This is a genomic window from Balneolales bacterium ANBcel1, assembly GCA_029688905.1.
Lineage (GTDB): Bacteria > Bacteroidota > Rhodothermia > Balneolales > Natronogracilivirgulaceae > SLLW01.
In genome coordinates, this window is sequence record JARULB010000008.1 from 17,600 (window position 1) to 43,031 (window position 25,432).

Annotated in this window: 21 protein-coding genes; 1 reads left to right on the forward strand and 20 read right to left on the reverse strand. The window is 52.8% G+C overall.

Features of this window, described 5'->3' with window-relative positions:
- Positions 1-25 precede the first annotated feature (25 nt).
- Positions 26-1,825 carry a M3 family oligoendopeptidase gene (locus tag QA596_11170; protein ID MDG5768027.1) on the reverse strand — a complete coding sequence of 600 codons (1,800 nt, stop codon included), beginning with the start codon at positions 1,823-1,825 and terminating at the stop codon, positions 26-28.
- A gap of 344 nt (positions 1,826-2,169) precedes the next feature.
- Between QA596_11170 and QA596_11175 the strand changes: the two genes are divergently transcribed.
- Entirely contained in the window at positions 2,170-5,919 is a 3,750-nt protein-coding gene (locus tag QA596_11175) for a multifunctional oxoglutarate decarboxylase/oxoglutarate dehydrogenase thiamine pyrophosphate-binding subunit/dihydrolipoyllysine-residue succinyltransferase subunit (GenBank protein MDG5768028.1), read from the forward strand.
- A gap of 129 nt (positions 5,920-6,048) precedes the next feature.
- Here the strand turns inward: QA596_11175 and folE2 are convergent, their stop codons facing one another.
- The 19 genes from folE2 to QA596_11270 form a co-directional block, all read right to left on the reverse strand.
- A complete protein-coding gene (gene folE2, locus QA596_11180) occupies positions 6,049-6,948 on the reverse strand; it encodes a GTP cyclohydrolase FolE2 (protein MDG5768029.1) in 900 nt (299 codons plus the stop codon).
- 20 nt (positions 6,949-6,968) lie between these two features.
- Positions 6,969-7,388, reverse strand: a complete 420-nt coding sequence (locus QA596_11185) for a 6-carboxytetrahydropterin synthase (GenBank protein ID MDG5768030.1) — start codon at positions 7,386-7,388, stop codon at positions 6,969-6,971.
- A gap of 90 nt (positions 7,389-7,478) precedes the next feature.
- Positions 7,479-9,482, reverse strand: coding sequence for an ATP-dependent zinc metalloprotease FtsH (ftsH, locus tag QA596_11190; GenBank protein ID MDG5768031.1), 2,004 nt, complete (start codon positions 9,480-9,482; stop codon positions 7,479-7,481).
- Between the two features lie 111 nt (positions 9,483-9,593).
- A complete protein-coding gene (thiL, locus tag QA596_11195) occupies positions 9,594-10,610 on the reverse strand; it encodes a thiamine-phosphate kinase (GenBank protein ID MDG5768032.1) in 1,017 nt (338 codons plus the stop codon).
- 158 nt (positions 10,611-10,768) lie between these two features.
- A complete protein-coding gene (locus QA596_11200; protein ID MDG5768033.1) occupies positions 10,769-11,227 on the reverse strand; it encodes a biopolymer transporter ExbD in 459 nt (152 codons plus the stop codon).
- A gap of 18 nt (positions 11,228-11,245) precedes the next feature.
- On the reverse strand, positions 11,246-11,803 hold the full coding sequence (locus QA596_11205) for a biopolymer transporter ExbD (GenBank protein ID MDG5768034.1): 558 nt from the start codon (positions 11,801-11,803) through the stop codon (positions 11,246-11,248).
- A gap of 8 nt (positions 11,804-11,811) precedes the next feature.
- Positions 11,812-12,081, reverse strand: a complete 270-nt coding sequence (locus QA596_11210) for a hypothetical protein (GenBank protein MDG5768035.1) — start codon at positions 12,079-12,081, stop codon at positions 11,812-11,814.
- Between the two features lie 27 nt (positions 12,082-12,108).
- Complete coding sequence (locus QA596_11215; protein MDG5768036.1) at positions 12,109-12,861, reverse strand: MotA/TolQ/ExbB proton channel family protein; 753 nt, start codon at positions 12,859-12,861, stop codon at positions 12,109-12,111.
- A 327-nt stretch (positions 12,862-13,188) separates the two neighbouring features.
- A complete protein-coding gene (locus tag QA596_11220) occupies positions 13,189-16,704 on the reverse strand; it encodes a hypothetical protein (GenBank protein ID MDG5768037.1) in 3,516 nt (1,171 codons plus the stop codon).
- A 95-nt stretch (positions 16,705-16,799) separates the two neighbouring features.
- Complete coding sequence (gene rplI / locus QA596_11225; GenBank protein MDG5768038.1) at positions 16,800-17,249, reverse strand: 50S ribosomal protein L9; 450 nt, start codon at positions 17,247-17,249, stop codon at positions 16,800-16,802.
- Positions 17,250-17,270: 21 nt separating this feature from the next.
- Complete coding sequence (gene rpsR, locus QA596_11230; GenBank protein ID MDG5768039.1) at positions 17,271-17,522, reverse strand: 30S ribosomal protein S18; 252 nt, start codon at positions 17,520-17,522, stop codon at positions 17,271-17,273.
- Positions 17,523-17,548: 26 nt separating this feature from the next.
- Entirely contained in the window at positions 17,549-17,920 is a 372-nt protein-coding gene (gene rpsF, locus QA596_11235; protein ID MDG5768040.1) for a 30S ribosomal protein S6, read from the reverse strand.
- Between the two features lie 342 nt (positions 17,921-18,262).
- Positions 18,263-18,958 (reverse strand): MarC family protein, encoded by a 696-nt coding sequence (locus tag QA596_11240; GenBank protein ID MDG5768041.1) that lies wholly within the window; start codon positions 18,956-18,958, stop codon positions 18,263-18,265.
- Positions 18,959-19,108: 150 nt separating this feature from the next.
- A complete protein-coding gene (locus QA596_11245; protein ID MDG5768042.1) occupies positions 19,109-20,539 on the reverse strand; it encodes an NADH-quinone oxidoreductase subunit N in 1,431 nt (476 codons plus the stop codon).
- A gap of 9 nt (positions 20,540-20,548) precedes the next feature.
- Positions 20,549-20,830 carry a 4a-hydroxytetrahydrobiopterin dehydratase gene (locus tag QA596_11250; protein ID MDG5768043.1) on the reverse strand — a complete coding sequence of 94 codons (282 nt, stop codon included), beginning with the start codon at positions 20,828-20,830 and terminating at the stop codon, positions 20,549-20,551.
- The gene (locus tag QA596_11255) at positions 20,827-22,452 is read right to left on the reverse strand and encodes an NADH-quinone oxidoreductase subunit M (protein ID MDG5768044.1); all 1,626 of its coding nucleotides are present in this window, start codon (positions 22,450-22,452) and stop codon (positions 20,827-20,829) included. The genes QA596_11250 and QA596_11255 overlap by 4 nt, the downstream gene beginning before the upstream one ends.
- A gap of 18 nt (positions 22,453-22,470) precedes the next feature.
- Positions 22,471-24,489 carry an NADH-quinone oxidoreductase subunit L gene (gene nuoL / locus QA596_11260; GenBank protein ID MDG5768045.1) on the reverse strand — a complete coding sequence of 673 codons (2,019 nt, stop codon included), beginning with the start codon at positions 24,487-24,489 and terminating at the stop codon, positions 22,471-22,473.
- A gap of 87 nt (positions 24,490-24,576) precedes the next feature.
- Complete coding sequence (gene nuoK / locus QA596_11265) at positions 24,577-24,879, reverse strand: NADH-quinone oxidoreductase subunit NuoK (protein ID MDG5768046.1); 303 nt, start codon at positions 24,877-24,879, stop codon at positions 24,577-24,579.
- Positions 24,876-25,388, reverse strand: a complete 513-nt coding sequence (locus tag QA596_11270; protein ID MDG5768047.1) for an NADH-quinone oxidoreductase subunit J — start codon at positions 25,386-25,388, stop codon at positions 24,876-24,878. The genes nuoK and QA596_11270 overlap by 4 nt, the downstream gene beginning before the upstream one ends.
- Between the last annotated feature and the right edge of the window lie 44 nt (positions 25,389-25,432).

Below are 25,432 nucleotides of genomic sequence, written 5' to 3' on the forward strand. Positions count from 1 at the left end.
CGCTGCCATTGGTTACCAGAATATGTTACCGTGAAGCGTCCACAGAATCAAGAAGGGATTCCGCCTCTCCGATCATGGTTTCCACGGCCTGCAGCCCGCGATTCCAGAAAGTGCGTTGCCGGATGTCCACGCCCAGTTCATCGGTCATCCTGTCGGGCCATTCGGATCCTCCCTTTTCGAGCATTGCCAGATACTTTTGATCGAAACCGTTCGGGGCCCGCTGGTACTCCTGATACAGGGCAAGCACCAGCAGTTCACCGAACGCATAGGCATAGACATACCCCGGAGTATGGACAAAATGCGGGATATAGCTCCACCATAGGCGATAATTATCCGAGAGCGTTACCGAGTCACCATATACCGGTTTCTGGGTCTCCATCCAGAGATCCGAAAAACGGTCGGTGGTGAGTTCGCCCTCTTCCCTGCGGGCTTTGTGGATGCGGTCTTCGAACCGGTTCATGGAAACCTGACGAAATACAGTTGCGATGGTATCATCAATTTTCCCAACCAGCAGCGCCAGCTTTTCAGCAGGGTCATCCAGGGAGGACAGCAGTTTTCGGAATACCAGCATCTCGCCGAAGACCGAGGCCGTTTCGGCCGTAGTTAGCGGCGTCCCTGCCTGCAGAATGCCCTGCTTGCGTGACAGGTACTGATGCACCCCGTGCCCCAGTTCATGGGCGAGGGTCTGGACGTCCCGTATCCTGCCTTCATAGTTCATGAACACATACGGGTGCACCGAGGGAACAGTGGATGCGGAATAGGCGCCGCCCCGTTTTCCCGGGCCCATGGCGGCATCAATCCAGCGCTTTTCAAAAAACAGGTCAGCGATGCGGCCCATCTCAGGGTGAAACTCGGTGTAGGATTCGACAACAATCCTGCGCGCCTCAGTCCAGCTGATTTTCTCCCTGTTTTTGCGGACGGGCGCATAACGATCGAACTCCATCATCTCATCCAGGCCGAGCAGTTTCTTTTTCAATCTGTAAAATCGCTGCACCAGCGGATAATGTGCTACGACGGCATCCACAAGTGAATCGACGCTCTCATCCGAAATTTCATTTGACAGGTTGCGCGCTTTGAGCCAGTGGGGATAGTTTCTGAGGCGGTCGTTGGTGTATTTGTCGACCAGCAAGGTATTGAACACATAGGTCAGCGGGTGCTTCCTCCGGGCCAGACCCTCCGTGAACACTTCCGATGCTTTTCGCCTGACGTTCCGGTCAGGGTCATGCATTTTGCCCAGTATTTCCGACTCTGTAAGGGTTTCACCATCCAGGACAAAACGGGATGCTCCAAGCGTTTCATCAAAAAAACGGACCCAGGCTTTTGCGCCGGTAACAGATTTTGCCGAAAGAATTTTCTCTTCCTTCTCTTCCAGGATATGGGGCTTATCCATCCTGGACGTTTCCAGATAGTGTCTGTAAAAAGTCAGTTCGTCGCTTTCAATCAGCCGGGCTGCCTCCTGTTCCTCCATGGCCAGCCATTCCACCGTGAAGAACACCAGTTTCCGGGAGATCTCCGAAGAGAGCTCATTGGATTCCTGAACCGCCTTGCCCAGTGCGGGATCCTCGGTGTTGGTGGTCCAGCCAAGGTACGCGAAGGAACCCAGACGGCTCATGATTTCCAGTATCCCGGAATACTCGTCCAGGACCGATGAGAATTCGGCGGGGGTCAGTTCCGCAATTCGTCCGCGCCATTTTTCGGCAAAGGCATCCGCTTTTTGGAGCGCCAGCTCGCGGTCGTTTGCAAATTGAGGGTCATCAAGGCCATGATAGAGATCCGACAGATCCCAGCGCACTTTTTCTGCGCCTGTTTGCTCTTTTGTTGCCATTATTTGTTCTTTCGTTTTTATGGTCACGGAGTATAAGAAAAAAAGTAACCTCGGGTAAGGGTTGATCCGACTTTCACCCGTGTGGTATTCAGACGTCAAACCGTTCGGAGTTACCGGAAAAAGTTTGTGCCGGCTTCCTGGGCGACCCGACCGGTCCGGCATACGGAAGTGATTCTGTAACACGTCCCGGGTTATCCGTCAGGAGCCTCTCTTTTTTGCCTCCTGCATCAACGTTTTTATTCCTCATATCGTTATTATACTTTAGTTTTCTACAATTCTCCGATGCTCCGTGCCTGAAATTTGCACGTATCCAAAAACACACTTCATAAAACATCCTGGCGATTTTGAAAAAAATAGAAGCACAATTCGGTCCGAATGCCGCCCTCGTTGAGGATCTCTACGATCAATACCTGGAAAACCCGGAATCCGTTCCGGAATACTGGCGAACATACTTTGATGAACTGGAGAGCGAATCCGGTCCGGAATCTGCTGCAACTGAAGGCACCGCTGATCCCGCTACCGGCAAAAAGACACCGTCCGAGCCGTCGGATCTTCCCAAACGACCCAAAAACGACAAGGCTCCCGCCGCCGATCAGAAGACTTCCGCCAAAAGCGGGGCCAGGGAAAAAACGGATCAACGGGGTGATGATACGGAGAGTGAGTCCGAAGACTTTGAGTACAAACCGCTTAAGGGCGTAGCTGTCAAGCTGGCAGAGAACATGTCTCAAAGCCTTGAAGTTCCCACAGCGACTTCTCTCAGGGTGATACCTGTCAAAATGTTGATGGAAGACCGGCGGATCATCAACAGTTACCTTGAAAAAAGGCTTCAGCCCAAAGCGACACTCACTCATTTCATCGCGTGGGCCATTATTGCCGCACTGAAGGATTTCCCGCAGCTGAACCACCATTTTGGAGAAAAAGGGGGGAAACCGGCCAGGGTCGTACCCGGCTCCGTCAACCTGGGCATCGCCATCGACCTGCCGAACAAGGACGGCTCCCGAAATCTTGTGGTACCCAATATCAAAAAAGTGGATACCATGACCTTCCGGGAGTTTCTCGAGGCATACCACGAGTTGGTCAACCGGGCCCGCAACGGCGAGTTGGAAATTGATGACTATCTGGGCACGACCATCTCCATTACCAACCCGGGCACCATTGGAACGGTATCGTCCATGCCCCGGCTGATGAGAGGGCAGGGCGCGATAATCGCCACCGGAGCCATCAACTATCCGGCGGAGTTCCAGTCGATGTCCCAGGATCTTTTGAGCCATCTCGGTATCAGCCGTGTGATGAATATCACCTGCACCTACGATCACCGCATTATTCAGGGAGCGGAGTCAGGGTCATTCCTTGCCCGTATCCAGGAGCTTCTCTCCGGGCCTACCGAGTTTTACGAATCCATCTTTGATGAGCTGGACATTCCCTACGAGCCGATTCCCTACGGCACCGACCAGTATATTGGAGCCCTGGACGGAGGGTCCGACAAGGAAATATCCGACAAAAAGGCGGTTGCCGTCAGCCGGCTGATCGACCGGTACCGCAGACACGGGCATGTCATGGCCGAGCTTAATCCGCTCAAGTTTGGGACCGGATACAACCCCGAGCTCGATTTTCACTATCACGGGCTTACGGTATGGGACCTTGACAGGAAATTTTACCCGAGCAAACTGGGTGGTTCCGAGCAGGTCACAACACTTCGAAATATCATCGATATTCTACGGAATACCTACTGCGGACACATCGGCGCCCAGTACACTCATATTCTGGAAGTCGAGGAACGGTCCTGGCTGCGGGATACCATGGAATCCACCATGAACAATCCGGGACTCAACAAGGAGGAAAAAAGGCGAATCCTCCGCAAGCTGAATCAGGCGAGTGCCTTTGAGGAGTTCCTGCACAAGAAATATATCGGGCACAAGCGGTTCTCACTGGAAGGAGCCGATACGGTTATTCCAATGATCGATTATTTGCTGGAGCGGGCGGCCACTTATGCGGTTTCGGATGTCGTATTGGGTATGGCCCACCGTGGGCGTCTGAATGTACTGGTGAATACGCTCAACAAATCCTATCAAAAGGTATTTGCCGAATTCGAAGGCAATATCGATCCCGAGTCGGCCATGGGTACCGGTGATGTCAAGTATCATCTGGGTGCGAAATCGGTCCACAAAGCCGAGAACGGCAATGAAATTAAACTTTTGCTCATGCCGAACCCCAGCCATCTTGAGTCGGTGAACCCGGTAGTCGAGGGGGCGGTCAGGGCTCTTCAGGATCAGAGTGATGACGAACAGGCGGATAAAAAGGTTATTCCTCTGCTCATCCATGGTGACGCCGCATTCGCCGGCCAGGGGGTTGTGGCCGAAACCCTGAACATGTCGCAGCTGGAAGGTTTTTCTACCGGTGGAACCATCCACCTTATCATCAACAACCAGATTGGTTTTACCACGTTGCCCAAGGACGGCAGATCCACGGAGTATGCATCGGATCTGGCAAAGATGATTCTGGCTCCCATTTTCCATGTTAACGGCGATGAGCCCGAGGCGGCGATTCAAAGTATCAAGCTGGCACTCGATTATCGTCAGAAATTTGGCAAGGATGTGGTGATCGATCTGATTTGCTACCGCAAACACGGTCATAATGAGGGGGACGAGCCGGGATTTACACAACCCAGTCTCTACAAGGAAATTTACGATCATCCGAGTGTGCGCGAACGCTATACGAATGAGCTGGTGCGCCGGAAAGAATTGACAAAAGAGGAGACGCAGCAGATTTTCGAAGAATTTGACGAGCTGCTTGAATCCGCCTTCAAAGATGCAAGAAAAGCAAAGAATGAGGGTACCTCTCCCGTTGAAATTGTCAGGCGTCATGAAAAAAAGCAGGAGGAGTGGTCCAAAGACCTGCCGGACACCCGTTTCGACATGGAGCGGCTCAAGGAAATTGGTACAAAGCTGAATACGCTGCCGCCCGATTTCGACGGGAATCCGAAATTGCTGCGCATTCTGGCCAAGAGAAACGAAATCGTAGAAAAGAATTTGAAGAAGATCGACTGGGGGTTTGCCGAGGCGCTTGCTTTCGGCAGCCTGCTGGTGGAAGAGCGGCCTGTGAGGCTTAGCGGCCAGGACTCCGAGCGCGGCACCTTTTCCCACCGCCACTCGGTGTTACACGGAACCGAGCGGCAGCAGACATTCGTACCACTCAACAATCTTCAGGATAACCAGGCCACATTTAAGGTTTTCAACAGCCTCTTAAGCGAATTTGCCGTTTTGGGATTTGAGTTCGGCTACAGCAGCCTCAGGCCGCAGGCCCTGGTTCTGTGGGAAGCTCAGTTCGGCGACTTCAACAACGGCGCACAGATTATCATCGATCAGTATATCGCTGCCAGTGAAAGCAAATGGCGCCAAACAAGCGGTATCGTCATGCTGCTCCCTCACGGGTATGAAGGCCAGGGGCCGGAACACTCCTCCGCCCGTTTGGAGCGCTTCTTGCAGCTTAGTGCCAATGATAACATCCAGGTGGCCAACTGCACGACACCGGCGCAGTACTACCATTTACTGCGGCGTCAGGCCTTGAGGTCAGATAACAAACCGCTGGTTATCATGGCTCCGAAAAGCCTCCTGCGACACTCCAAAGTGGTGGCCTCAATCGAGGAGCTGGCGGATGGTCGTTTCCAGGAAGTGATTTCAGACCAGAGGATGAAAAGTGCCTCTGATGCCGAGAAACTGATACTGTGCTCGGGCAAGGTTTATTACGACCTGATGGATATGGTGGAAGCCGAGCAGATTGATGATGTCGCTGTAGCCAGAGTCGAGCAGTTTTACCCGTTCCCCGATCGCGATATCGCATCCCTGATAGCATCACATGAAAATGCGGAACAGGTAGTTTGGTGCCAGGAAGAACCCCGGAATATGGGGGGATGGCAGTTCATGCAGGACCGACTCCGTCCATTGCTCAGAGAGGGGCAGGAACTTGTCTACTCCGGTCGTGCAGCATCGGCTTCACCGGCAACCGGATCCACCAGCCTCCACGCGTTTGAGCAGGAGCAGTTGGTCCGTGAAGCGCTGGGTGTTACTGCCGGAAAAGCGAAGAGCACTGCCTGAACCGTACTGTAAATCTGGTCTCTGCAGGCTGGCATGCGAAGCCGGCCAGACAATCGACCGCAGTACCGGGCAAGGCCGATGATCCACTCTCAGGCCCAGCCATACCAGGCTTTTTTGTCGGCTTTTCCGTTACCTTAAACCACCAGGTATGCCCTTGCAGATTCTGCTGACGGCGTCGTGGCTGTGCAGGCTCTCCATGTGCGAACAGCGCACAACGAAATCCCGAATCTCCTCCTGCTTGTCGAGGCGCTCATACACCAGCCGGGCGGCATCTTCGACAAATTTTTGATAGGCGCCATTCAATTCGGCGAAAGCCTGCTCATCCTCGCGCTTAACCATCACCTGGGTCTCTGTTTTGAGCGCCTCCCTCAACAGGGAGATCAGTTTTTCGGGATGGACGTACTCATGGCACTCCACCGTAACGTTGGTAACACTCCGCTGGCTGTGGGATATGGCCGCTACATCTCTCATTTCGCGGGCATGCTCCGCCAGCTCGTAAGAGCACGGGCAGGCGCTGCTGTATTCAAAATCAATATTCATGTACTTCCGCATAGCCCCGTTCTCGTCCATATGGCCCTCAAATGATACCGGATAGTACTGATAACCACTTAGGCCAGATCTGAGGCTTTCCTGAAGCAGTGGGTAATTGACGCTCAGCCGTACATGGCTCTCACGGCTTTTCAGGTTCTCACGATAAGCTCTGAGAATATATTCCAACACCTCCTGCGAAACGATATCATCCTTGAAATCATAGAATGAGCGCATAATACGGCTCATATTGATGCCTTTTTTTCCGGCATCCAGACTCACATAGCCATCAACGGATGTCTCCAGCGTGAGGATTTCGCCGTCCAGGCGACGATATTTCATTGGAAGGCGGAAGTTTGATATTCCAACCTGCTGGATAGGAACATTCGCCCCTTCAATAAGCGAAGCCGGTCCGTTTTGCAAATCAGGCAAGCTGCTTTTATAAGCATCTGAAAGCGTGAATGTGGGATCGTAAAAGCGTTTCAAATTATAGGTGCTCATTGGGATGTATAAATCGTAGGTTAAACGTCACGGTACTCCGCTATATTCCTTTCCGTTTCATACAGCTTCACCGAATAGAGCGAACCTTCGTAGCACAGTTCACGAACATCGCCGTGCAGTTCCATGAAGAAAGCTTGCGCCAGGTTCTCCGCCGAGGGTATCACTCCCTGCAAGAAATCCACATCCAGATTGAGGTTTTTGTGGTCGCATTTGATGATAATCCGTTCCTGGATCCGTTCTTTCAACTTGCCCAAATCGATTACATATCCGGTTTCGGGGTCCGGCTTTCCGGCCACGGTCACTTCAATAACATAGTTGTGGCCGTGCCAGTTGGGGTGGTTGCATGGCCCGAATGTCTCACGATTCCATGAATCGCTTTTTTCGGGATTATGCAATCTGTGGGCGGCAGTAAAGTGCTCTTTGCGGGTTACGAATATCACGGTCGGTTAACTGTCTATTGTGATTAGCGGAAATACGACAACACAAAAGCATCACCCACGGTTCCTGCGGTGCAATTCATACACTGTTTTTTATTGCTGCTCCGCCTTGTCCCCGCTCTCGGTACCCGGACCTTGAAGCTCCATCTCATCACGGCGAGATGTTTGAGGATATCTGCCTACTGGTCGTTCTCCAAGCAAATCAATCAGTTCACGGGATCCCATAATCTCCTTTTCCAGCAGTGTTTCGGAGAGAGCTACCAGCATTTCTTTCTTGTCCAGCAAAAGCTTCCTGGTTCTATCAAGGTTGCGCCTGATAATACTCTGCACAGCGCTGTCGATCCTCTCGGCCGTCCGTTCGGAATATTTTTTTCCAAAACCGAATCCACTGTCGTCTGCCGAGGAGTCGTGGAATGACATATACCCGAGTTCGTCGCCCATTCCGTATTCCGTAACCATCGCATAGGCCAGCGCGGAAACACGTTCCAGGTCGTTTCTGGCGCCTGTGGATACTTTTCCGAAGATAATCTCTTCCGAAACCCGGCCTCCAAGCAGGGCACAGATTTTGTCATCCAGCTCTTCGGTCGTCATGAGAAACCGGTCTTCGAGCGGCGTTTGAAGCGTGTAGCCCAAAGCGGCAAACCCGCGGGGCACAATGCTCACTTTCATGACGGGATCGGTGTGCTCCAGATACCAGCCGACGACGGCATGGCCCGCTTCGTGATAGGCGATCACCCGGCGTTCATCCGGACTGATGATCTTGTTCTTCTTTTCGAGTCCGGCTACGACCCGTTCGATGGCATCCTGAAAATCAATCATTTCAATCGCCGTTTTATCTCTGCGGGAAGCCAGCAGGGCCGCTTCATTACACATGTTTGCCAGTTCGGCACCGGCGAATCCTGGTGTTTGGGAGGCCAAAAGGTGCAGATCCACATTATCCGAAATAGTCAGTTTCTTGGTATGAACCTCAAGAACCTCCTTCCGGCCGTTCAGATCGGGTTTATCGACAAGGATCTGACGATCGAAACGACCCGGCCGCATGAGCGCCGAGTCCAGCACATCGGGCCGGTTGGTGGCTGCCATAATGATCACACCCTTATCGGTATTAAAACCATCCATCTCCGCCAGCAACTGATTCAGCGTATTCTCCCGCTCGTCGTTGGAGCCGGTAACCTGATTCTTGCCGCGACTCCGGCCTATGGCGTCAATTTCATCAATAAATATGATGCAGGGGGCTTTCTCCTTGGCCTCCTTGAACAAATCGCGAACACGGGATGCTCCCACACCGACAAACATCTCAACAAAGTCGGATCCGCTCAGGCTGAAAAACGGGACGTTGGCCTCGCCCGCCGTCGCCTTTCCCAGCATGGTTTTTCCGGTTCCGGGCGGCCCTACCAGCAACACCCCTTTGGGAATATTGCCTCCCAGCCGGGTAAACTTCTGGGGATCCTTCAGGAAAGCCACCACTTCCTCTACCTCTTCCTTGGCCTCTTCCAGGCCGGCTACATCCTTGAATGTGATTCCATCGTCGCTTTGATGGTCGTACAGAGCCGCCTTGCTTTTGCCGATATTCATCATCTGTGAACCGGGGTTCATCCGGCGGAAAATGAATATCCACAAGGCGATGAGCAGAATCAACGGAATCATCCAGATAAAAAGTCCGCTGAACCAATTGTCGCTGATTTTCGCATCATACGCCACCTGATGTTCGTCCAGCAGTGGACGAATTTCATCGCCCTCGATCATGGTCAGTTTGAAGGGGTAGGTTGGCGGCTCCTCCTCGGCCATTCCGAACCAGTTAAAATCGGAGGTTTCCTCAAACGTAACATGCCCCTCATTGACGGCATCCGAATGATAATAGCCCTCGATATACTTGCCGTCGATAACGGTAACACTTTCCACATAACCCTTTTTCACGTGATCCAGAAAAGTGCTGTAACTTATGGTTTTCACGCCATCGGGAAACAGCGACAGATATGGAACCGTCAGGAGAAGCAGAAGTATCACTACATAGAACCAGATGGACAGGCGAGGGCCTTTGCGTCCGTTCTTCCCTGCGTTCTTTTTTCCGGATGCCCGGTTTTTTTTATCTGACATGGCGATATCTGCCTTTGACTCGGGTTTAGCTCTTCAATACGGCACGGGGTGGTTCGTAAGTAGCGCGCTGTAATGATGACAGCAGCAGGAGCCAAAAGATACGTTATTTTCCTATTCCGGTTCGAAGGATATGACATCCCCTTCCGCCGATTGCATTTCAATCTTCCCGCCATCGTCTGTGACTTTCCCTATAACGGCAAAATTACTGAAATGTTCGGCCAGGCGGGTCACTTCTTTTTCCCCGGCGGTGAAGAGCAGTTCAAAATCCTCTCCTCCGTACAGAGCATATTTATCCACGTCTTCTTTCATTTCATCGGCAGCCTGTCGTGTTTGAAGATCTATCGGAATGGCGGCCTGATAGATATATGCGCCTGTCCTGGAATCTGCAAAAAGCCGGTTTAGATCATGAATCAAGCCCTGACTTATATCCACCATGGAGGAGGGTATTATCTGATGTTCCCGGAAGATGGAGATGACATCTTTTCGCGCAACGGGTACAAGCTGGCGCTTTACAATATAGTCCCAGTCGGATAAATCCGGCTGCATCACCGGGTCCTGCGAATCCTCCCAGTGTTTCTTCTCCCTAAGGAGGATTTTAAGGCCGGCAAGCGCGCCGCCCAGATCACCGGTAACACAAATGGCATCATCCCTCCGGGCTCCCCTGTTATAAGTAATGCTTTCCTTCTCAACTACACCGTATGCCGTCACGGAGATTACAAGCGCATTGTGGGATCCTGTCAGATCCCCGCCCGCCAGCTGGCACGCGTAATCGGAACAGGCCATGCCGATCCCCTTGTAAAGCTCCTCAATCATTTCCACCGTTATCCTGTTCGGAATACCGAGGTTGACCAGTACCGCTTCGGGCCGGCCGTTCATGGCGTAGATATCACTTACAGCCGCCGATATTGCTTTGGCGCCAACCTGATGAAACGGCATAAATGAAAGATCAAATTCTACACCTTCGACAAAAGTTTCGCTGGAAACAAGTGAATATGAGTGTTCGTCTTTTTCCAGGACAGCGGCATCGTCGCCGATACCCTGGATCACCAGATCGGAACGCCAACCAGCAGAGGCACTCAGTTTTCTGATCAGGCCCTGACGCCCGATATCCGATATCTTTTTATTCATAAGATGAGCCTTGAAAGTGGAGTGTATTGCCCGGTTTCGGCAATACCTCATGAAACGAAAAAAAAGGCAACCCGGAACAATCCAGGTTGCCTTCAGAATACAACATCCGGTACCATTCGCTTTACAGCTAAAGCAGCGTTAGCACCAGTGGGAAAGAATTACATTGGAGCACCTTCTCCGCGCAGCGTAGAGTAATTGATACGCAGGGTTCCGGCCTCGCGCAACTCCTGCTGCACATCACTGACCACGCCCATCTCGGACTCCTCGTCAACCCGGAGGGATACAATGAGACGGGGCTCTTCCATCAGTTTATCGTACATCAAATTCCGGATGGCATAGATATCGTCGATCAAAGCGTCGTCAATCTGCACGCGAGTCTGACCATAACGGCCACCACCAAGAATTTCCGGTCCGATATAGATGTAGCTGACCAGTCGTTTCTGCTCAATTTTTTCAATGTTGTCGGCACGGGTAAAATCTACCCTGACCTGAAGCTCCACCTCGCGCAATACCGTTACCACCATGAAGAAGATGAGCAACATGAAGATGATATCCGGCATGGCAGCGGTAGGAACCTGCTGCTTGGTCTGTGCCTGTTTTTTTTGAAATTTTGACATAATTACATCAACAAATTATTATGAACCGGGATCTGGTTCAGCAAGGGATATGTTCTGAGGATACATTTCGCGAATGACGTTGTCTTCCCTGGGAACACGATTTGTGTACTCGCGATAGGAGATTCCAAACTCCCTTTGCGCAGCCTCGTTGCGCAATTGCCGATATGCCCCGATCACCTCGTCAAGCATATCGATATAGATCTCGTAAGAGGTCTGGCGATCGGTCTTGATAGAGACAATGGCTTGCCGCGGAGACTCGGCCAGATTCGGATCCTGAGCCCGGTTCTCGTTATCCACAAAATCCATGACCAGTTGCTGTACTTCAGCCAGGCTGGCGGGCTCCTCATTGATCAGAATCAGCCCCTGGGCGTTGACGAGAATGTTCATGAGATTACGTTCCCGGATTGGAGGCGGCTCCTGTTCCGGATCCGGCGGCGGGGGCAGCTGCATCCCGATACCGGTATCAACGTCGATCGTCGTGACAACAAGGAAGAAAATCAGGAGCAGGAAGGCGATATCCGCCATCCCTGCCTGAGGTACTTCCGCTGTCTCACGTGAGCGTTTTTTTAGAAGCATATCTGAATTCAGAATTTAAAAGTGGTACGAATACCGGTTATGATCAGCATCAGGGCGAGAACCGCCATGGTGATCAGCATGGTAAGCATGGCCGCATCGGTAACACCACCTGTTATAAGATAGGATATGCCGAAAATGACAGCAGGTATCACATAAATCAGAATCTTGAAAACTTCCTGCTTTCCCTGAATAATGTTTTTGATACCAAATCCGACCATGGACAGCAGGCCTACAACAACCAATGCCAGCATCAGTCCGATTGCAATGGGTACGTACATAATGAGAAAAATTTAAAAGGTAAGTGGTTAGGAAGCGGACTCCTCAGAAGAATCCTCACCTTTTTTGGCATTGCGCTCTGCTTTCTCCTCTTCCGAAATAATCGGTTTGCCTTGCTGGAGAAGTGCAATGGAGTCAACCAGTACAATCGAGCTTTCTTCCATATCCACAACCAGCCGGTCGATCTTGGAAACGCAGTAGTTGTACCCGACCTGCAGAATGATACCGGCAATCAGACCCGAAGCAGTTGTAAGAAGAGCTACCTTGATACCTCCGGCAACCAGACTCGGTGAAATATCACCGGCAGCCTCAATGGCATCAAAGGCCTGGATCATACCGATAACGGTTCCGGTAAATCCAAGCATCGGAGCGATGGCGATAAACAGGGAAAGCCAGACCAGGCCGCGCTCGAGAAAACTCATCTCGATGGAGCCGTAGGACTGAATCGCTTTTTCCGCCGCATCGATACCCTCATCGGCACGAAGCAGACCGGCCTGAAAAACGGAAGCAACAGGGCCACGGGTGGAAGAGCAAAGCTCTTCGGCAGACTCAATGCCTCCATCCTGCAACGCCTCTTTGACATCCAGGATAAAATTACGGGTGTTGATATCAGCTCTGTTGAGCGTTATCAGACGCTCGAGAAATATGGCAAGTCCAAGGATCAATGCAATGAGAACGGGCCACATGAACGGACCACCTTCATTGAAATAACCGACAAGCATGTTGAATAATCCTTCTTCCAGGGCGCCCTGGAAGAGCAGTGCACTAAACGAGAGGGTCATACGATTCTCCGATTTTTTACTAATGTTGTATTCTGGTAATAGACAATTCGCAATGTGGAGATTATAGACTATTTTGCATCAAATGTCAAAGCCCCTGAGTCCTTAGCATCTAAGGCAATCCGACGGCCAGGAACCGCCAGATTCAGGAAAAAACATATAAATGGGGTCATATAATCGGGGATAAATAGTATTGAAGCTGCAGATTCCGTATGAGGCGTAACCATAATTGCCAACAATTGCGGAACTGTAAAAAACGATACCATTCAACGTTACGTATGTATCAATTTATCCTGAGCAGCAAAATAGCGTTTTTTTATTAAAATAGGATTAAAAAACTGCACTCATCGTAAATCTCATTGTCTGCACCAGGGGACGTGCCGTAACTGTTCTGCCGTCGTATTGAAGACTGGCCCTCAGGAAGTCACTGATCCGGTAATCGGACTGAACCGACCAGGACCAGGTGCTGCCCAGGCCGGCGCCTTCGGTCATTTCAAATTCTCCCATGGTTGTGGATGGGCCACCGCTCAGATCAAAACGGCGGTATTCCACACGCACCGTCGCCTGCCAGCGGGCGGCGAGATTCAGTCTGGAATCCAGATGGGTTGTGACCCCGGTCACCTGTGCCGTTTCTGCGGGGTGGCTATCCCTTTTCCGGATCAGCGATACCCCGGCACCGGAGTTAACGGACTGATTCCAGCGGATATCCACCCGCGGCCGAATTTCCCTGCTTATAATCGAATAGTTTCGCGAGGCGAATGTTTCGCTCAGGTTCTCGCTTTTTCCAACGGTTATGGCCGCCGACACCCTGTAACGCCTGCCAAGCCGGCCGCCACCCCTGGCAGTCAGGTTTTCAATCCGCTGCTTCTCAATACCGCTTGCCTGCCGGTTCTGTGACAGCATCCGGTCGGCGGTAAAACGAAGGTCCCGGCGTGTATTATTCCGGAACAGCTCCAGGTCCTGTTCCAGAAACACCCTGCCGGAGATGGTGAGGCTGTCGTCACGAAACCGGTCAAGTCGCAGTAAATAAATGTCCTCGAGATCTTCCGTGCGGTTCTCCTCCCGGATATCGACCACCGAGTTCCACCGTATGCCCGAAAGAAAATCCAGCCAATCGGAAAACCGGGCGTCGTGCGGGTCGATCAGCCGGGACGGGTCCAGCGATGTGCGCCATCGCACCCGGAGCGCTATCACGGGAAACAGCTCTTCCGATGGAATGAGCTGTTTGATGAATGTGCCCTCATTCGGACTCTGTTCCGGGAAAAATTCATCCACCTGCTGAACCCCGTCGTTATTCAGATCCTCCCAGACATACTGGCCCATCTCGGGACCCACTTCGATGAACGCCTCCTGCATCAACGGCCTGCGTTCGGTGTTGGCATCGTAGAGCAGCTGCGTTTCGACAAACCGGTTCCAGGGGCGATAGTCGGTTACAGACCTCACCAGTACTCCGCGACTGTCCATCCGTTGCTGTTCTTGCCGGAATGCCTCATCAAACACCCGTTTGCGCAGCCCCAGCATGTTCTCTGTCCGGAACTGGCTGCCCCTGCCATACTCCAGAACATATCTCTGGGTCATTTCATGCGACTCCTGCCGCATCTCCCCGTTCAGTATCCCTCTGTCCTCCCGGTAACGGAGGGTACTTCCGATCCGGAACTCGTCGGTGATCCGGTAAAACAGGCCCGGACCGATTTCAAAGAACCGAAATGATTGCGGAAGCAGCGAATCCGATACCGTGGCTCGCTGCCTGCGATCCTCCTGTTCGAAAACGAACTCCGGGTGGAGGGTTCCGCCGGGAGCAGACCATGTGTGATCGATGCGTCCGCGCTGTCGCAGCCAGTTGCCCTCCTGGTCCCGGTAGCGGTCACTGCTGGCGACATACTCCAGATAGTAATCGATACCCGGCAGCCCCTCCTCTTCCGAAAGCAGCCTCATATCGCCGCGTGTTCCATCGAACTCGCCGCGTTCAATGGCGCCTGCTCCTATCTCCAATTCGGTGAAGTCCGATGGGGCCCATCTCCCGCTGCCCTCCAGCCTTCTTTCACTGGCCGCCTGCAACTCCGAAAGGTTCCAACGCCTGTCGAATTCAACCTCCCTGACCCGGTCGAAATAGGCAAAGTGCTCCCCCTCGTAACGGCCTCTGACATCCAGCCCGAAACGGCCCAGGCGTGTTGGCCGGGAGGTCAGTTCCACCCCTCCCAAAAAGCCCATATCGTGGTTGTTGTGATTGTCCAGGGGCGACAGGCGGTTGCGATCGTGGTAGCTGCCCGCCCACTCTCCGTAAACCGTCAGGTGTGATGTTGCGCGAAACGAGCTTCGGAGGGCGATCATGCTCTGTTCAACCGGCCGGGAGATCTGCCGCTGCGGGGCGTAATTGCCTTTGCCCGGACCAACCCATTCATACAGAATGCCGTTCGCTGCCCGGCCGACCCGCCGATAGTCGCCTTCTCCTTCGCCGACCCGGCTAAACTGAACCCGGAATACTCCTGACGAATCCCCCGGAATGTGCTCAAAGATCCGGTATTGTTCCCCTTCGAAGAGGGTGTCGACCCGGCTGTAGAGCAGAAAATCGGCATCGCGGCGGAAGCCGACCGAATCCGCCCCGCTGACGACCGCCCTGGACGGATCATCGCCGGCCTGTCTCAAAACCTCCCGCTCGGTATCGGTCAGAAACAGGCGGCTGCTCATATTTACATTATCCGCTTCGCGGATGATCGAAGCGCCGAACGATGCTCTGCCGTTCAGCAGCCGGTCGTGTTCCGCCTCGGCAGATATCACCGTACGGGTATAGGCATCGGTCAGGTACTGAAAATCGACCGTAATCCTGGAGTGGTCGGTGATGATGCGGTTGGAAGTGAAGGTGATTTCACCAAGTCCGTAATCAATCACGTAGTCGTTTTCCTCCCCGCGAACCATGCGCTGACCATTTATGTACACCCGTTCGGAACCGGCAAGCACGATGATGAACGCTTCGTTCTCCGCCCCGGCCAGGCGGTACGGGCCCTGGACACCATCCTCCCCGCGAAATGCCATTTCGTGATACTGGCCGCGCACCACGGCGGCGGAGCCCTGGTAATCGCCATACCGATTCAGATTGGCGCGGACATCCACCCCCTGGAGCCGCCGGTCGATCACCGCGAAATTGCTCCGGTCGAGACGCATATCGATATCACCCATCTGAAGCCGGCCCATTTCGTGGCTAAGGCGTATATAGACCTGGTCAAATTCCCTCAGGGTTTGCGTGGTACCGTCGGGCTGGATGGGGGTACTGCGGTCGGTAAGAGAGGCCACCAGCTCCAGGTCGTCGGTGATGTTGCCCGAGATGTCGAAATTGAGTCCGCTTTCCAGGGAGAAATCCTGGGCGGACCCTACAACCACGCCGCGACGTATACTTCCGCTCCGGTTCAGGTCGGTGCCCGCAAACAGATCCTGCCGGGTCACAGCTCTTCGGGCAATCTGTTCGAACTCTTCCGGATCGTCGGCATCCCGCAGGGTATCGGTGTCCACCCATTCCCGCTCATAGACCGAGACCGGCAGATCCAGGGGCCATACCCGGTAGGAGAAGCGCAGGGTATCGGCGGAAGCCCTGACGGATTGCGGTGCATCCCAGCTCCACACCCCTCTCACGGGATCCAGTGACCACTGTTCCTCCGCCAGCGGTTCACCATCAGCCAGAACGTCGAAGGTTTCCGGAAGAATCCAGGGATCCAGCACCACGAGGGAGTCGGCCACGGTAACTGCCACCACACGTTCTTTCTCCAAAGCCACCTGTGCCTGCAGATTTGCCGAGGCCAGGACGCCCGCGGCAGCCATCCAGAAAAAGACCCATTTTCTCAAAAGATCCAATTGAAGTTATCGCCGGATAAAAAAAAAGGAAACACAGCAACTGTGTTTCCTTTGAAAGAACGGATAGTTCAGGAAAGATAGTCTTCCATGAGCAATCAATCCTCGGCTTTCACCACCCAGAAAGTAAGGGATACTTTCACCTCTTCATGGAGGCTGATGGTGGCGGTATATTCGCCAAGCTGATTGACGTTGTCATCGATCTGGATCTTCTTGCGATCGATGTCGAAACCTTTGTCCTTGAGGGCATCGGCGATCTGAACGTTGGTGACCGTACCGAAAATTTTGCCCTGTTCGCCTGCTTTCACGGCAAGGGTGATGTTGATTCCCTGCAGTTTTTCAGCGGTTTCCCTGGCTGTTTCGAGATCAGCTTTGCGCTGCTCCAGTACTTTTTTGAGTTGATTGTCGACCGCCTTGCGGGCTCCGGGGGTTGCGAGTACGGCTCGTCCGGTGGGAATCAGGTAATTTCTTCCGAAACCATCCTTCACATCAACGACTTCACCGGCCAGCCCCAGTTTTTCGACATCCTGTTTAAGAATAACTTGCATGTTTAACTCCTTAAAATGTGATTATCTGAGATTTTCGGCAACAAACGGAAGCAGGCCGAGATGACGGGCCCGTTTGATGGCAAGGGCGAGTTGCCGCTGATATTTCGCGCTGGTACCGGTGACACGGCGGGGAAGGATTTTCCCCTGATCATTGACAAACCGCTCCAGCGTGTCCACGTCCTTGTAGTCGATGTAAATCACACCGGCTTTGGAGAATTTGCACTCTTTCTCCTTGAGGTTTCCTTTCTTGGGATGTGCGGGGTTTTTTAACATTTCTTTTCTCCTTTACGTTGGGTGGATTACGCTTCTTCTTCGGGCGTTTCCGTGAAAATGACCGGCAATTTGCCTTTTTTCTTCATCTCAAGGTGCTTGAGCATCTTGTTGTCGTATTTCAGCACAAGGTGTCTCAGAACGTTTTCCTGCAGCTTGAAATACTTCTCGAGATCGGTCACAATCGTCGAGGGAGCGTTGATGTAGGCATTCACGTAGTAGCCGCTGTTCTTTCCATCCATCTCGTAGGCGAGGCGCTTGATGCCCCACTCATCCACTTCATCAATCTCCGCGCCCTTTCCGGTCACAAAGGACTCAAAGTTCTCCTTGACCTCCTTGACCTGATCTTCTTCAAGAACGGGATTGATGATAAAGGTCACTTCATAAAAATTCTTTTTCATGTGTCTTTATCGGTTTTCTTCCGGCACATGGCACATCCGTGAATCAGGCCGGCAGGTGCTGCCGGCGCTTCCGCCACGAATGAATCATATCACCTTCGGTTGTTTATAACAAACAGCCGCTGGAGTCTCCAGCGGCAGGCGGCGTAAAGATAACGACATTGCAGGTTTATTCCAATCGGAAACGCGTTTGCGGCTCCGGTTTGGCGCATCGTCCGCGGTCATATCCGCCGATGTCGTTTTCGGTTCTGCTGTGCATCAACGCATAACCCAATCAGGGCGGCGGATCCAGCCATCCCGAGATATCCTGTTTTCGGATATGGTTGAACAGAAAGGCCAAGCTGGTTATTCGGATTCGAAACCCGGACCCGGATCTATTCCGGGAATATCGAAGATTCCGAAGTCCACCAGGACATTGGCTGCGCCATTGATCACAAACTGTACGGAGATAACCGCCAGAATAAGTCCGAATACCTTGGTGACAATCTGCTTCCCGCTGTCACCGAGGTAGCGTACGATCACCCTGGAATAGATCATGGAGTAATAGCAGGTGATGGTGGTCACAAGTACCGCCACAAACACCAGGCCCGTATGGTAGATGCTCGGCGCCTCGCTGGTGAGAATCATTACGGTGGCAATGGACCCCGGGCCGCTGATGAACGGAATCGCCAGCGGAATAACAGAAATATCGTCCGCGATCTCTCCTTCGGGCTTGGTTTGTTTTCTCTCATCTTCTCCTTTGCTGCGGATCATCCCCATCGCAATTCCGAACAGGATGATTCCTCCGGCAATACGGAAAGCGGCCAGCGTAATTCCGAACAACTGAAAGATCACACCGCCCAGCAAGGCAAAAATAAAAAAGAGGCCGGTGGATATTTTCGTGGCGCGCAGGGCCAGCTCTCTTTTTCGCTCCTCTTTCATGCGCGTTGTAAGCGACATGAAGGCAAACGCGGTTGTCAGCGGATTCACAATTACAAAGATACCCGCGATGGTGATCAGCAAATACAGAACAGTGGTTTGAATAATTTCGATAACTCCCATAGCGATCAGTTTTTGTAAATATTATCCCTTTTTATTACAACTGATCCGCTTTTTCAGCCGTTCCGTATGCCCCGTCAAGCCCGGTTCATGGATTCAGCGGAACAGGTTCACTGGCGAGCTGCAGAAACCTCCATCGCTTCCGGCTGACTGCTAATAGGAAGCTCCCTTGAAGCTGCCGAGAAGATCGACCAGGCCGCCCGGATTAATACCGAAATAGATTGTCATGGCAGCCAGCAGCAGCAACGCTCCCGTGTAAACCACACCCGGCCGGGTGAGCACGGTACCGGTTTCATTCTCCTTCATGTAAAGATAGACCATCACACGAAGGTAATAATACACCGAGGCGGCGCTTGCAAGCACACCGACGATGACCAGACTGATCAGTCCCTCATCAATGGCAGCGGCAAAAACGCGGTACTTTCCAATAAAACCTGCAAATGGCGGAATGCCCACCATGGAGAAGAGAAAGATGGACATCATCACTCCCATAACCGGCTGCTGAAAGCCGAGGCCGGAGTAACTCTTGATCTCTGTGAAATCCTGCCCTTTGTGCCATTCCATATAGGCGACTATTCCAAAGGCACCGACATTCATTAGCGTGTATGCAAACAGGTAGAACAGTACCGCGCTGTAAGCGGCGGGGGTTCCGGCCGCCAGACCGATCATTATGTAACCCGCATGGGCGATGCTGGAGTAGGCCAGCATCCGTTTTACATTATCCTGGACCAGCGCCAGCACATTTCCAACAACCATGGTAAGGATGGCAAAGACCCAGATCACATCCGCCCACTCGGTCCGGGCTTCGGGGAGTGCCCGGCTCAACACCAGTACAAAAGCCACGATTGCCGCCGATTTGGAAGCGGTAGCCATGAAGGCCGTGATGGTCGTCGGCGCTCCGTGATAGACATCGGGCGTCCACATGTGGAAGGGCACGGCCGATATCTTGAAGAAAAAGCCGACCAGCAGCAACGCCACACCGGCCCAGTAGATGAGACCCTTGTTTTCGACGGCGGCGATATCCACCAGGAATGTTGAACCGGAAGCCCCATAGAGCAACGCGATTCCATAAAGCAGAAAACCGGTGGCAAAGGCTCCCAGCAGAAAATACTTCAGCGCCGCTTCTATGCTCTTCTTCTCCCCTTTCACCAGTCCGGCCAGCACATAGAGAGAAATGGACATGGTTTCGATACCCAGAAAAAGGGTAACCAGATTGTTTGACTGCACCAGCAGCAACATCCCGAACGCTGCAAACAAAATCATGGAATAGACTTCCGCAATATGATGCCCGATGTTCTCCAGATAGTCGCGTGTAAGCAGCACGGAAAACAGGGTGCCGGTCATGACCAGGACCGCGCCGAATGCAGCGGTTCCCCCGTACGTGATCAGTTCGTAAAAGGAGGTACCTGTGGGTCCGAACAGGTCGTAAATGGCCACACCGAGGGCGAGGATGGAAAGAAGCACCGTGGTACCGTACGACAGGCGCGGATTCTCCGTAAATGCATCCAGCATCATAACCAGCAGGCCGGCGGCCCCTATGATTATGAGCGGCAGAATGGTCAATAGTTCGTTAGCAGATTCCATGAATTATGTTTAAATCGCGTCGATTCGTTTCGCCAGTTCGATATCCTTGCCGGTAATTTTTCCGCCGGCATCGTGGGTTGCCAGCTGAATCCGAACATCCTTGTAGACATTGAAAATTTCGGGATGGTGTCCCATTTCCTCGGCCTCGAAAGAGATTCTGACCAGGAAGGAGAGTGCTTCCCGGAATCCGGCAAAGGAGAATTCCCTGGTAAGCTTTTCGCCCTCTACATACCAGCCGTCCAGCGCATCCAGTTCTTTTTCTATTTGTGCAGCATCAAGAGCCTGGTTCATTGTGTCACCTCCTTTTTTTCTTCTTCCAGAATTACGGCATACTGCGGAGTCACATCATAGAGATGTTGCGCCCATCCCGGCAGGTCGGACTGTGTCGCATTTCGCGCTACTAGCTCCGCCCGTTCGCGGGTATCATCCAGTAGCCGGGTAACTTCCACTTCCGAGTATTTCGTGAAATCGCCGGGCCGGATTCCAATCCAGACAATAAAGATCATCAACGGAACAAGGACCGCGATCTCGCGTGCGTTTATGTCGGTCAGATTGTTGTTTGCTTCGTTGGTGATGGGGCCGAACATAACCCGCTGGAACATCCAGAGCATATAGGCCGCCGCCAGAATGACCCCAAGAGCACCGATGACGGCATACCAGTACGAACCCAGCACATCCGAGCTGAACGCCCCTACCAGAATCAGAAACTCGCCTACAAAGCCGTTCAGACCGGGCAGTCCGATGGAAGCCAGCGTAGCCATCATGAACATCACCGTAAATACCGGCATTTTCGTGGCGATCCCGCCGAAGTCCGCGATCATCCGCGTATGGCGCCGCTCATAGAGCATGCCCACAATGATAAAGAGCGCTCCGGTGGAAAGGCCGTGGTTGACCATCTGGATGATGGCTCCCTGCGCCCCGGTCGTATTGAAGGCAAACATTCCCAGCACCACGAATCCGAGGTGACTGATAGAAGAGTACGCCACCAGCTTTTTGATATCTTTTTGCACCATGGCGACCAGCGCTCCGTAGATGATGCCGATCACACCCAGCACCGCGAACATGGGCGCGAACGCGATCGCGGCATTCGGGAAAAGCGGAATGAGGAAACGCATGACGGCGTAGGTACCCATTTTCAGGGCGATGGCTGCAAGCACCACAGACCCGGCGGTCGGCGCCTCGGTATGAGCCAAGGGAAGCCAGCTGTGAAAGGGGAAGATGGGAACCTTGATGCAGAATGCGAAGCCGAAAGCCAGAAAGAGCCAGGTCTGTTCCACCAGTCCGAGCTGGAAGGCGGGGTCGGTCAGTAGCCGCCAGTCAGTGGTAAACACGCCGTCATTGACCATATTTCCGGCGGCGTACCCTAAATAGATCAATGCGACAAGCATCAGCAGCCATCCTACCAGCGTATAGATAAAAAACTTGACGGTGGCGTAGATACGGTCGGAGCCTCCCCAGATACCGATCAGGAAAAACATGGGGATCTGGGTCAGTTCGAAGAAGATGTAGAACATGAACAGATCCATGGCCGCGAAAACGCCGAGCGATCCGGTCTGGAGTATAAGGAGCATGGAAAAAAAGCCCGCCACGTGCTTGGTGACCGATCGCCACGCCGAAAGCACCACAATGGGCGCCATGAAGGTAGTCAGCATGAACAGCAGCATGCTCAAGCCGTCCAGGCCCATCATATATTTGACGTCCCAGTCACCGAGAAACGGTTCAGAAACGGTCATATACTGCACAGTTCCTGCTGCGGTGATGTCAAATTGGAAGAGCAGCGGAAGTGACAGTGCAAAGGTGGCTGTGGTCACCAGCAGGCTGGTCCATTTGACCCACTCCTCCTGCCTGATTACAAGCAGCAGCAACGCCCCGAACAGGGGCAGGTAGATGACGATATTTAGCAGTAACTCCATGTACACAACATTGAAAAATTATCGGAACAGCAGCATGGCAACAACGAGAATGACTCCAAGGACTATGCCATAGGCATAAGACTGCACCAGACCGGTCTGAAAATAGCGAAGCAGGCTGCCGGCGAACTGGACCACAGAGCCGACAAAATTCACAAATCCGTCGATGATCTTCATGTCGAACACGGCAAGTACCCGGTCCGAGACACGCACCGTCGGCCTGACAATGGCGCCTTCATAGATCTCATCCAGCAGATATTTGTCGTTCCAGACCTGATACAGCGCCCCCAGCCTGGTGGCGATTCGCCGGTCCTGGCTTTCCGGCTCTTTCTCACCGTAAAGCATGAAAGCGACAAAGACTCCGGCTAAAGCAATCACAACCGAACCGAACAGCAGCATCCACTCGACCTGCTTGCTGAGGATAAGGTCGGCATCCAGAGTGACCCTGTCGAGCCAGTTGGAAAGCAGGTTGACATCGGCCGTTCCCGTGAACGTGGCCACAACAAAATTCGGAATTCCTATAAATCCGCCCACCACGGAGAGGCCTGCCAGGACCCAGAGTACCGATGTCATGGTAAACGGGCTTTCATGCAGTAGCTTATCGGCTCCGGCGGCTTGCGGTACCTTCTCGGGCAGACGGAATTTCCCGTGAAAGATACCCAGTGTGAGACGGAACATGTAAAAGGCAGTCAGGAAAGCCGTGACAAGCGCCACCGCCCAAAGGCCTATGTAAACGGCGCCGTATTCACCCATCCCGGCGTTGAATGTCATCACAAGGATTTCATCCTTGGAGAAGAAACCGGCCAGAGGCGGAATACCGGCAATAGCTATCGTGGCAATCAGAAACGTCTTATAGGTTGACGGGAGGTATTCCTTCAGGCCTCCCATGAAGCGCATATCCTGCGGGTCGAAATGAGCCTCCTTTCCCTCTTCATGCAGTTTGTGCTCCACATGGTGCATGGCATGAATCACGGAACCGGAACCCAGAAACAGACAGGCTTTGAAGAAGGCATGGGTGACAACATGGAACATGGCAGCCACATAAGCTCCTGAGCCAAGAGCCAGGAACATGAAGCCCAGCTGCGAAACTGTGGAATAGGCAAGAACAGCCTTGATGTCGTAGCGTGTCAGGGCGATGGTTGCGGCGACAATAGCGGTAAAAGCTCCGATCACGGCCACCACCAGCATCAGTTCGGGCGACTGCATATACAGTGGCGACAGACGGGAAATCACATAGATTCCGGAGGTAACCATGGTAGCGGCATGGATAAGGGCGGATACGGATGTCGGTCCCGCCATGGCATCGGGCAGCCAGACGAAAAGCGGAATCTGTGCGCTTTTACCGGTGGCTCCAATCAATATCAAAAAGCCGATCAGAAAGACCTGGTCTGTTGAAAACAGCGCGGTTCCGGCGAGGATATCCTCGAACCTGAGGGAGCCGATGGTCTGGAAAATCATGAACATGGCAATCAGGAAGGCAAAATCTCCTACCCGGTTGTAGAGAAAAGCCTTTTTCGCGGCATCGGATTTGGCCATGTCGGTGTACCAGAACCCGATCAGCAGATAGGAGCAGAGGCCGACGCCTTCCCAGCCGAGAAACAACAGCAGCATATTGTCGGCCAGCACCAGATTCAGCATGGCGAAGATAAACAGGTTCATGAAAGCAAAAAACTTCCAGTACCCTTCATCTCCTGCCATGTATCCGATGGAGTAAAAATGGATAAGTGCACCGACTCCGGTTACGACCAGCGTCATGAGCAGGGATAGCTGGTCGAGGCGATAGCCGATATCCGTCGAAAAATCCCCGGCCTCAATCCAGGTAAACAGGCTGATACTGGCGCTTTCACTATCGCCCTGCATCATGATAAAGAGATAGGCGGCCAGGACAAACGGGATGAATACGGCCAGCGTGGATACCGTTCCTATGAACGATTCTCTCGTCCGGTAGTTCTCGGAGGCAAGCCCGGCAATGCCATTTAGGAGAAACCCCGCAAGCGGAATAAGAACGATCCAGGGAACAAGATGAACGTATGCGTCCATGTAGTTAAACAGTTACCAGTTATTAGCGTTTATGGTCCGGCGAAACCGGGGCGTTGGAAAAAGCAACACCACAGCCCTGTGTTCGGTTTACCATCTGAGCAGGTTTATTTTCGTGATGTCCACGGTCAGATGATTGCGAAATATGGCGATGATGATGGCCAGCCCTACGGCAGCTTCGGCGGCGGCTACACAGAGGGAGAAAAAAACGAGTATCTGTCCGTGTACATCACCGAGCTGGGCGCTGAATGAGACCAGGGTGAGGTTAACCGAGTTCAGCATCAGTTCGGCACACATGAAGATAACGATGGCGTTTTTACGGGTAAGAACACCGATGACGCCGATGGTAAACAGCACTGCGGACAAGCCGAGGTACCAGTCAAGTTCTATCATTTAACCTTTCTGTATTTTCGTTGAGCAAGCAGAATCGCACCGACCACGGCGGCGGTGAGCAGGACAGCTGTAGCCAGAACCGGCAGCATGTAGGTGGTGTACAGGGCATCCCCCAGGGCCTCAACCGTGCCAACCTGTTCCATCTCCGGAGAAATGTAGGGAAGGGTTCCGGTAGCACTGGCAATGGCATAAACCAGCATCGAGAGAATGATAACCCCCAGAAAAAATGCCACGGCATATTTCACACTGAAGCGGCTCAGCATGTTCTCTTCACTGTTGAGGTTGAGCAGCATGATGACGAAAAGGAACAGCACCATGATGGCCCCGCCATAAACCAGCACCTGAATGACTGCCAGAAACTGTGCTTTAAGCAAAAGAAAAATTCCGGCTACAGAAACCAGATTAAGCACCAGAAACAGGGCGCTGTTGACCGTATCCCTGCTGAGGATCATTCCGACCGCAGATGCGACTGCCAATGTGGCGAACAGGATAAAGAAGTAAATCTCCATAGGTTACCGCAATTGAAAAATGAGCATCAAGGTACCCAAAAATC

Bases quoted from the DNA above. Each gene is read 5' to 3' on its own strand.
- rpsR (MDG5768039.1), bottom strand. From the start codon at position 17,522: ATGTTAAAAAACCCCGCACATCCCAAGAAAGGAAACCTCAAGGAGAAA.
- QA596_11215 (MDG5768036.1), bottom strand. From the start codon at position 12,861: ATGACCCTCTCGTTTAGTGCACTGCTCTTCCAGGGCGCCCTGGAAGAA.
- nuoL (MDG5768045.1), bottom strand. From the start codon at position 24,489: ATGGACGCATACGTTCATCTTGTTCCCTGGATCGTTCTTATTCCGCTT.
- QA596_11240 (MDG5768041.1), bottom strand. From the start codon at position 18,958: ATGGGAGTTATCGAAATTATTCAAACCACTGTTCTGTATTTGCTGATC.
- rplI (MDG5768038.1), bottom strand. From the start codon at position 17,249: ATGCAAGTTATTCTTAAACAGGATGTCGAAAAACTGGGGCTGGCCGGT.
- rpsF (MDG5768040.1), bottom strand. From the start codon at position 17,920: ATGAAAAAGAATTTTTATGAAGTGACCTTTATCATCAATCCCGTTCTT.
- QA596_11245 (MDG5768042.1), bottom strand. From the start codon at position 20,539: ATGGAATCTGCTAACGAACTATTGACCATTCTGCCGCTCATAATCATA.
- QA596_11200 (MDG5768033.1), bottom strand. From the start codon at position 11,227: ATGTCAAAATTTCAAAAAAAACAGGCACAGACCAAGCAGCAGGTTCCT.
- QA596_11255 (MDG5768044.1), bottom strand. From the start codon at position 22,452: ATGGAGTTACTGCTAAATATCGTCATCTACCTGCCCCTGTTCGGGGCG.
- ftsH (MDG5768031.1), bottom strand. From the start codon at position 9,482: ATGTCAGATAAAAAAAACCGGGCATCCGGAAAAAAGAACGCAGGGAAG.
- folE2 (MDG5768029.1), bottom strand. From the start codon at position 6,948: ATGAGCACCTATAATTTGAAACGCTTTTACGATCCCACATTCACGCTT.
- thiL (MDG5768032.1), bottom strand. From the start codon at position 10,610: ATGAATAAAAAGATATCGGATATCGGGCGTCAGGGCCTGATCAGAAAA.
- QA596_11250 (MDG5768043.1), bottom strand. From the start codon at position 20,830: ATGAACCAGGCTCTTGATGCTGCACAAATAGAAAAAGAACTGGATGCG.
- QA596_11210 (MDG5768035.1), bottom strand. From the start codon at position 12,081: ATGTACGTACCCATTGCAATCGGACTGATGCTGGCATTGGTTGTTGTA.
- QA596_11270 (MDG5768047.1), bottom strand. From the start codon at position 25,388: ATGGAGATTTACTTCTTTATCCTGTTCGCCACATTGGCAGTCGCATCT.
- QA596_11170 (MDG5768027.1), bottom strand. From the start codon at position 1,825: ATGGCAACAAAAGAGCAAACAGGCGCAGAAAAAGTGCGCTGGGATCTG.
- QA596_11205 (MDG5768034.1), bottom strand. From the start codon at position 11,803: ATGCTTCTAAAAAAACGCTCACGTGAGACAGCGGAAGTACCTCAGGCA.
- nuoK (MDG5768046.1), bottom strand. From the start codon at position 24,879: ATGATAGAACTTGACTGGTACCTCGGCTTGTCCGCAGTGCTGTTTACC.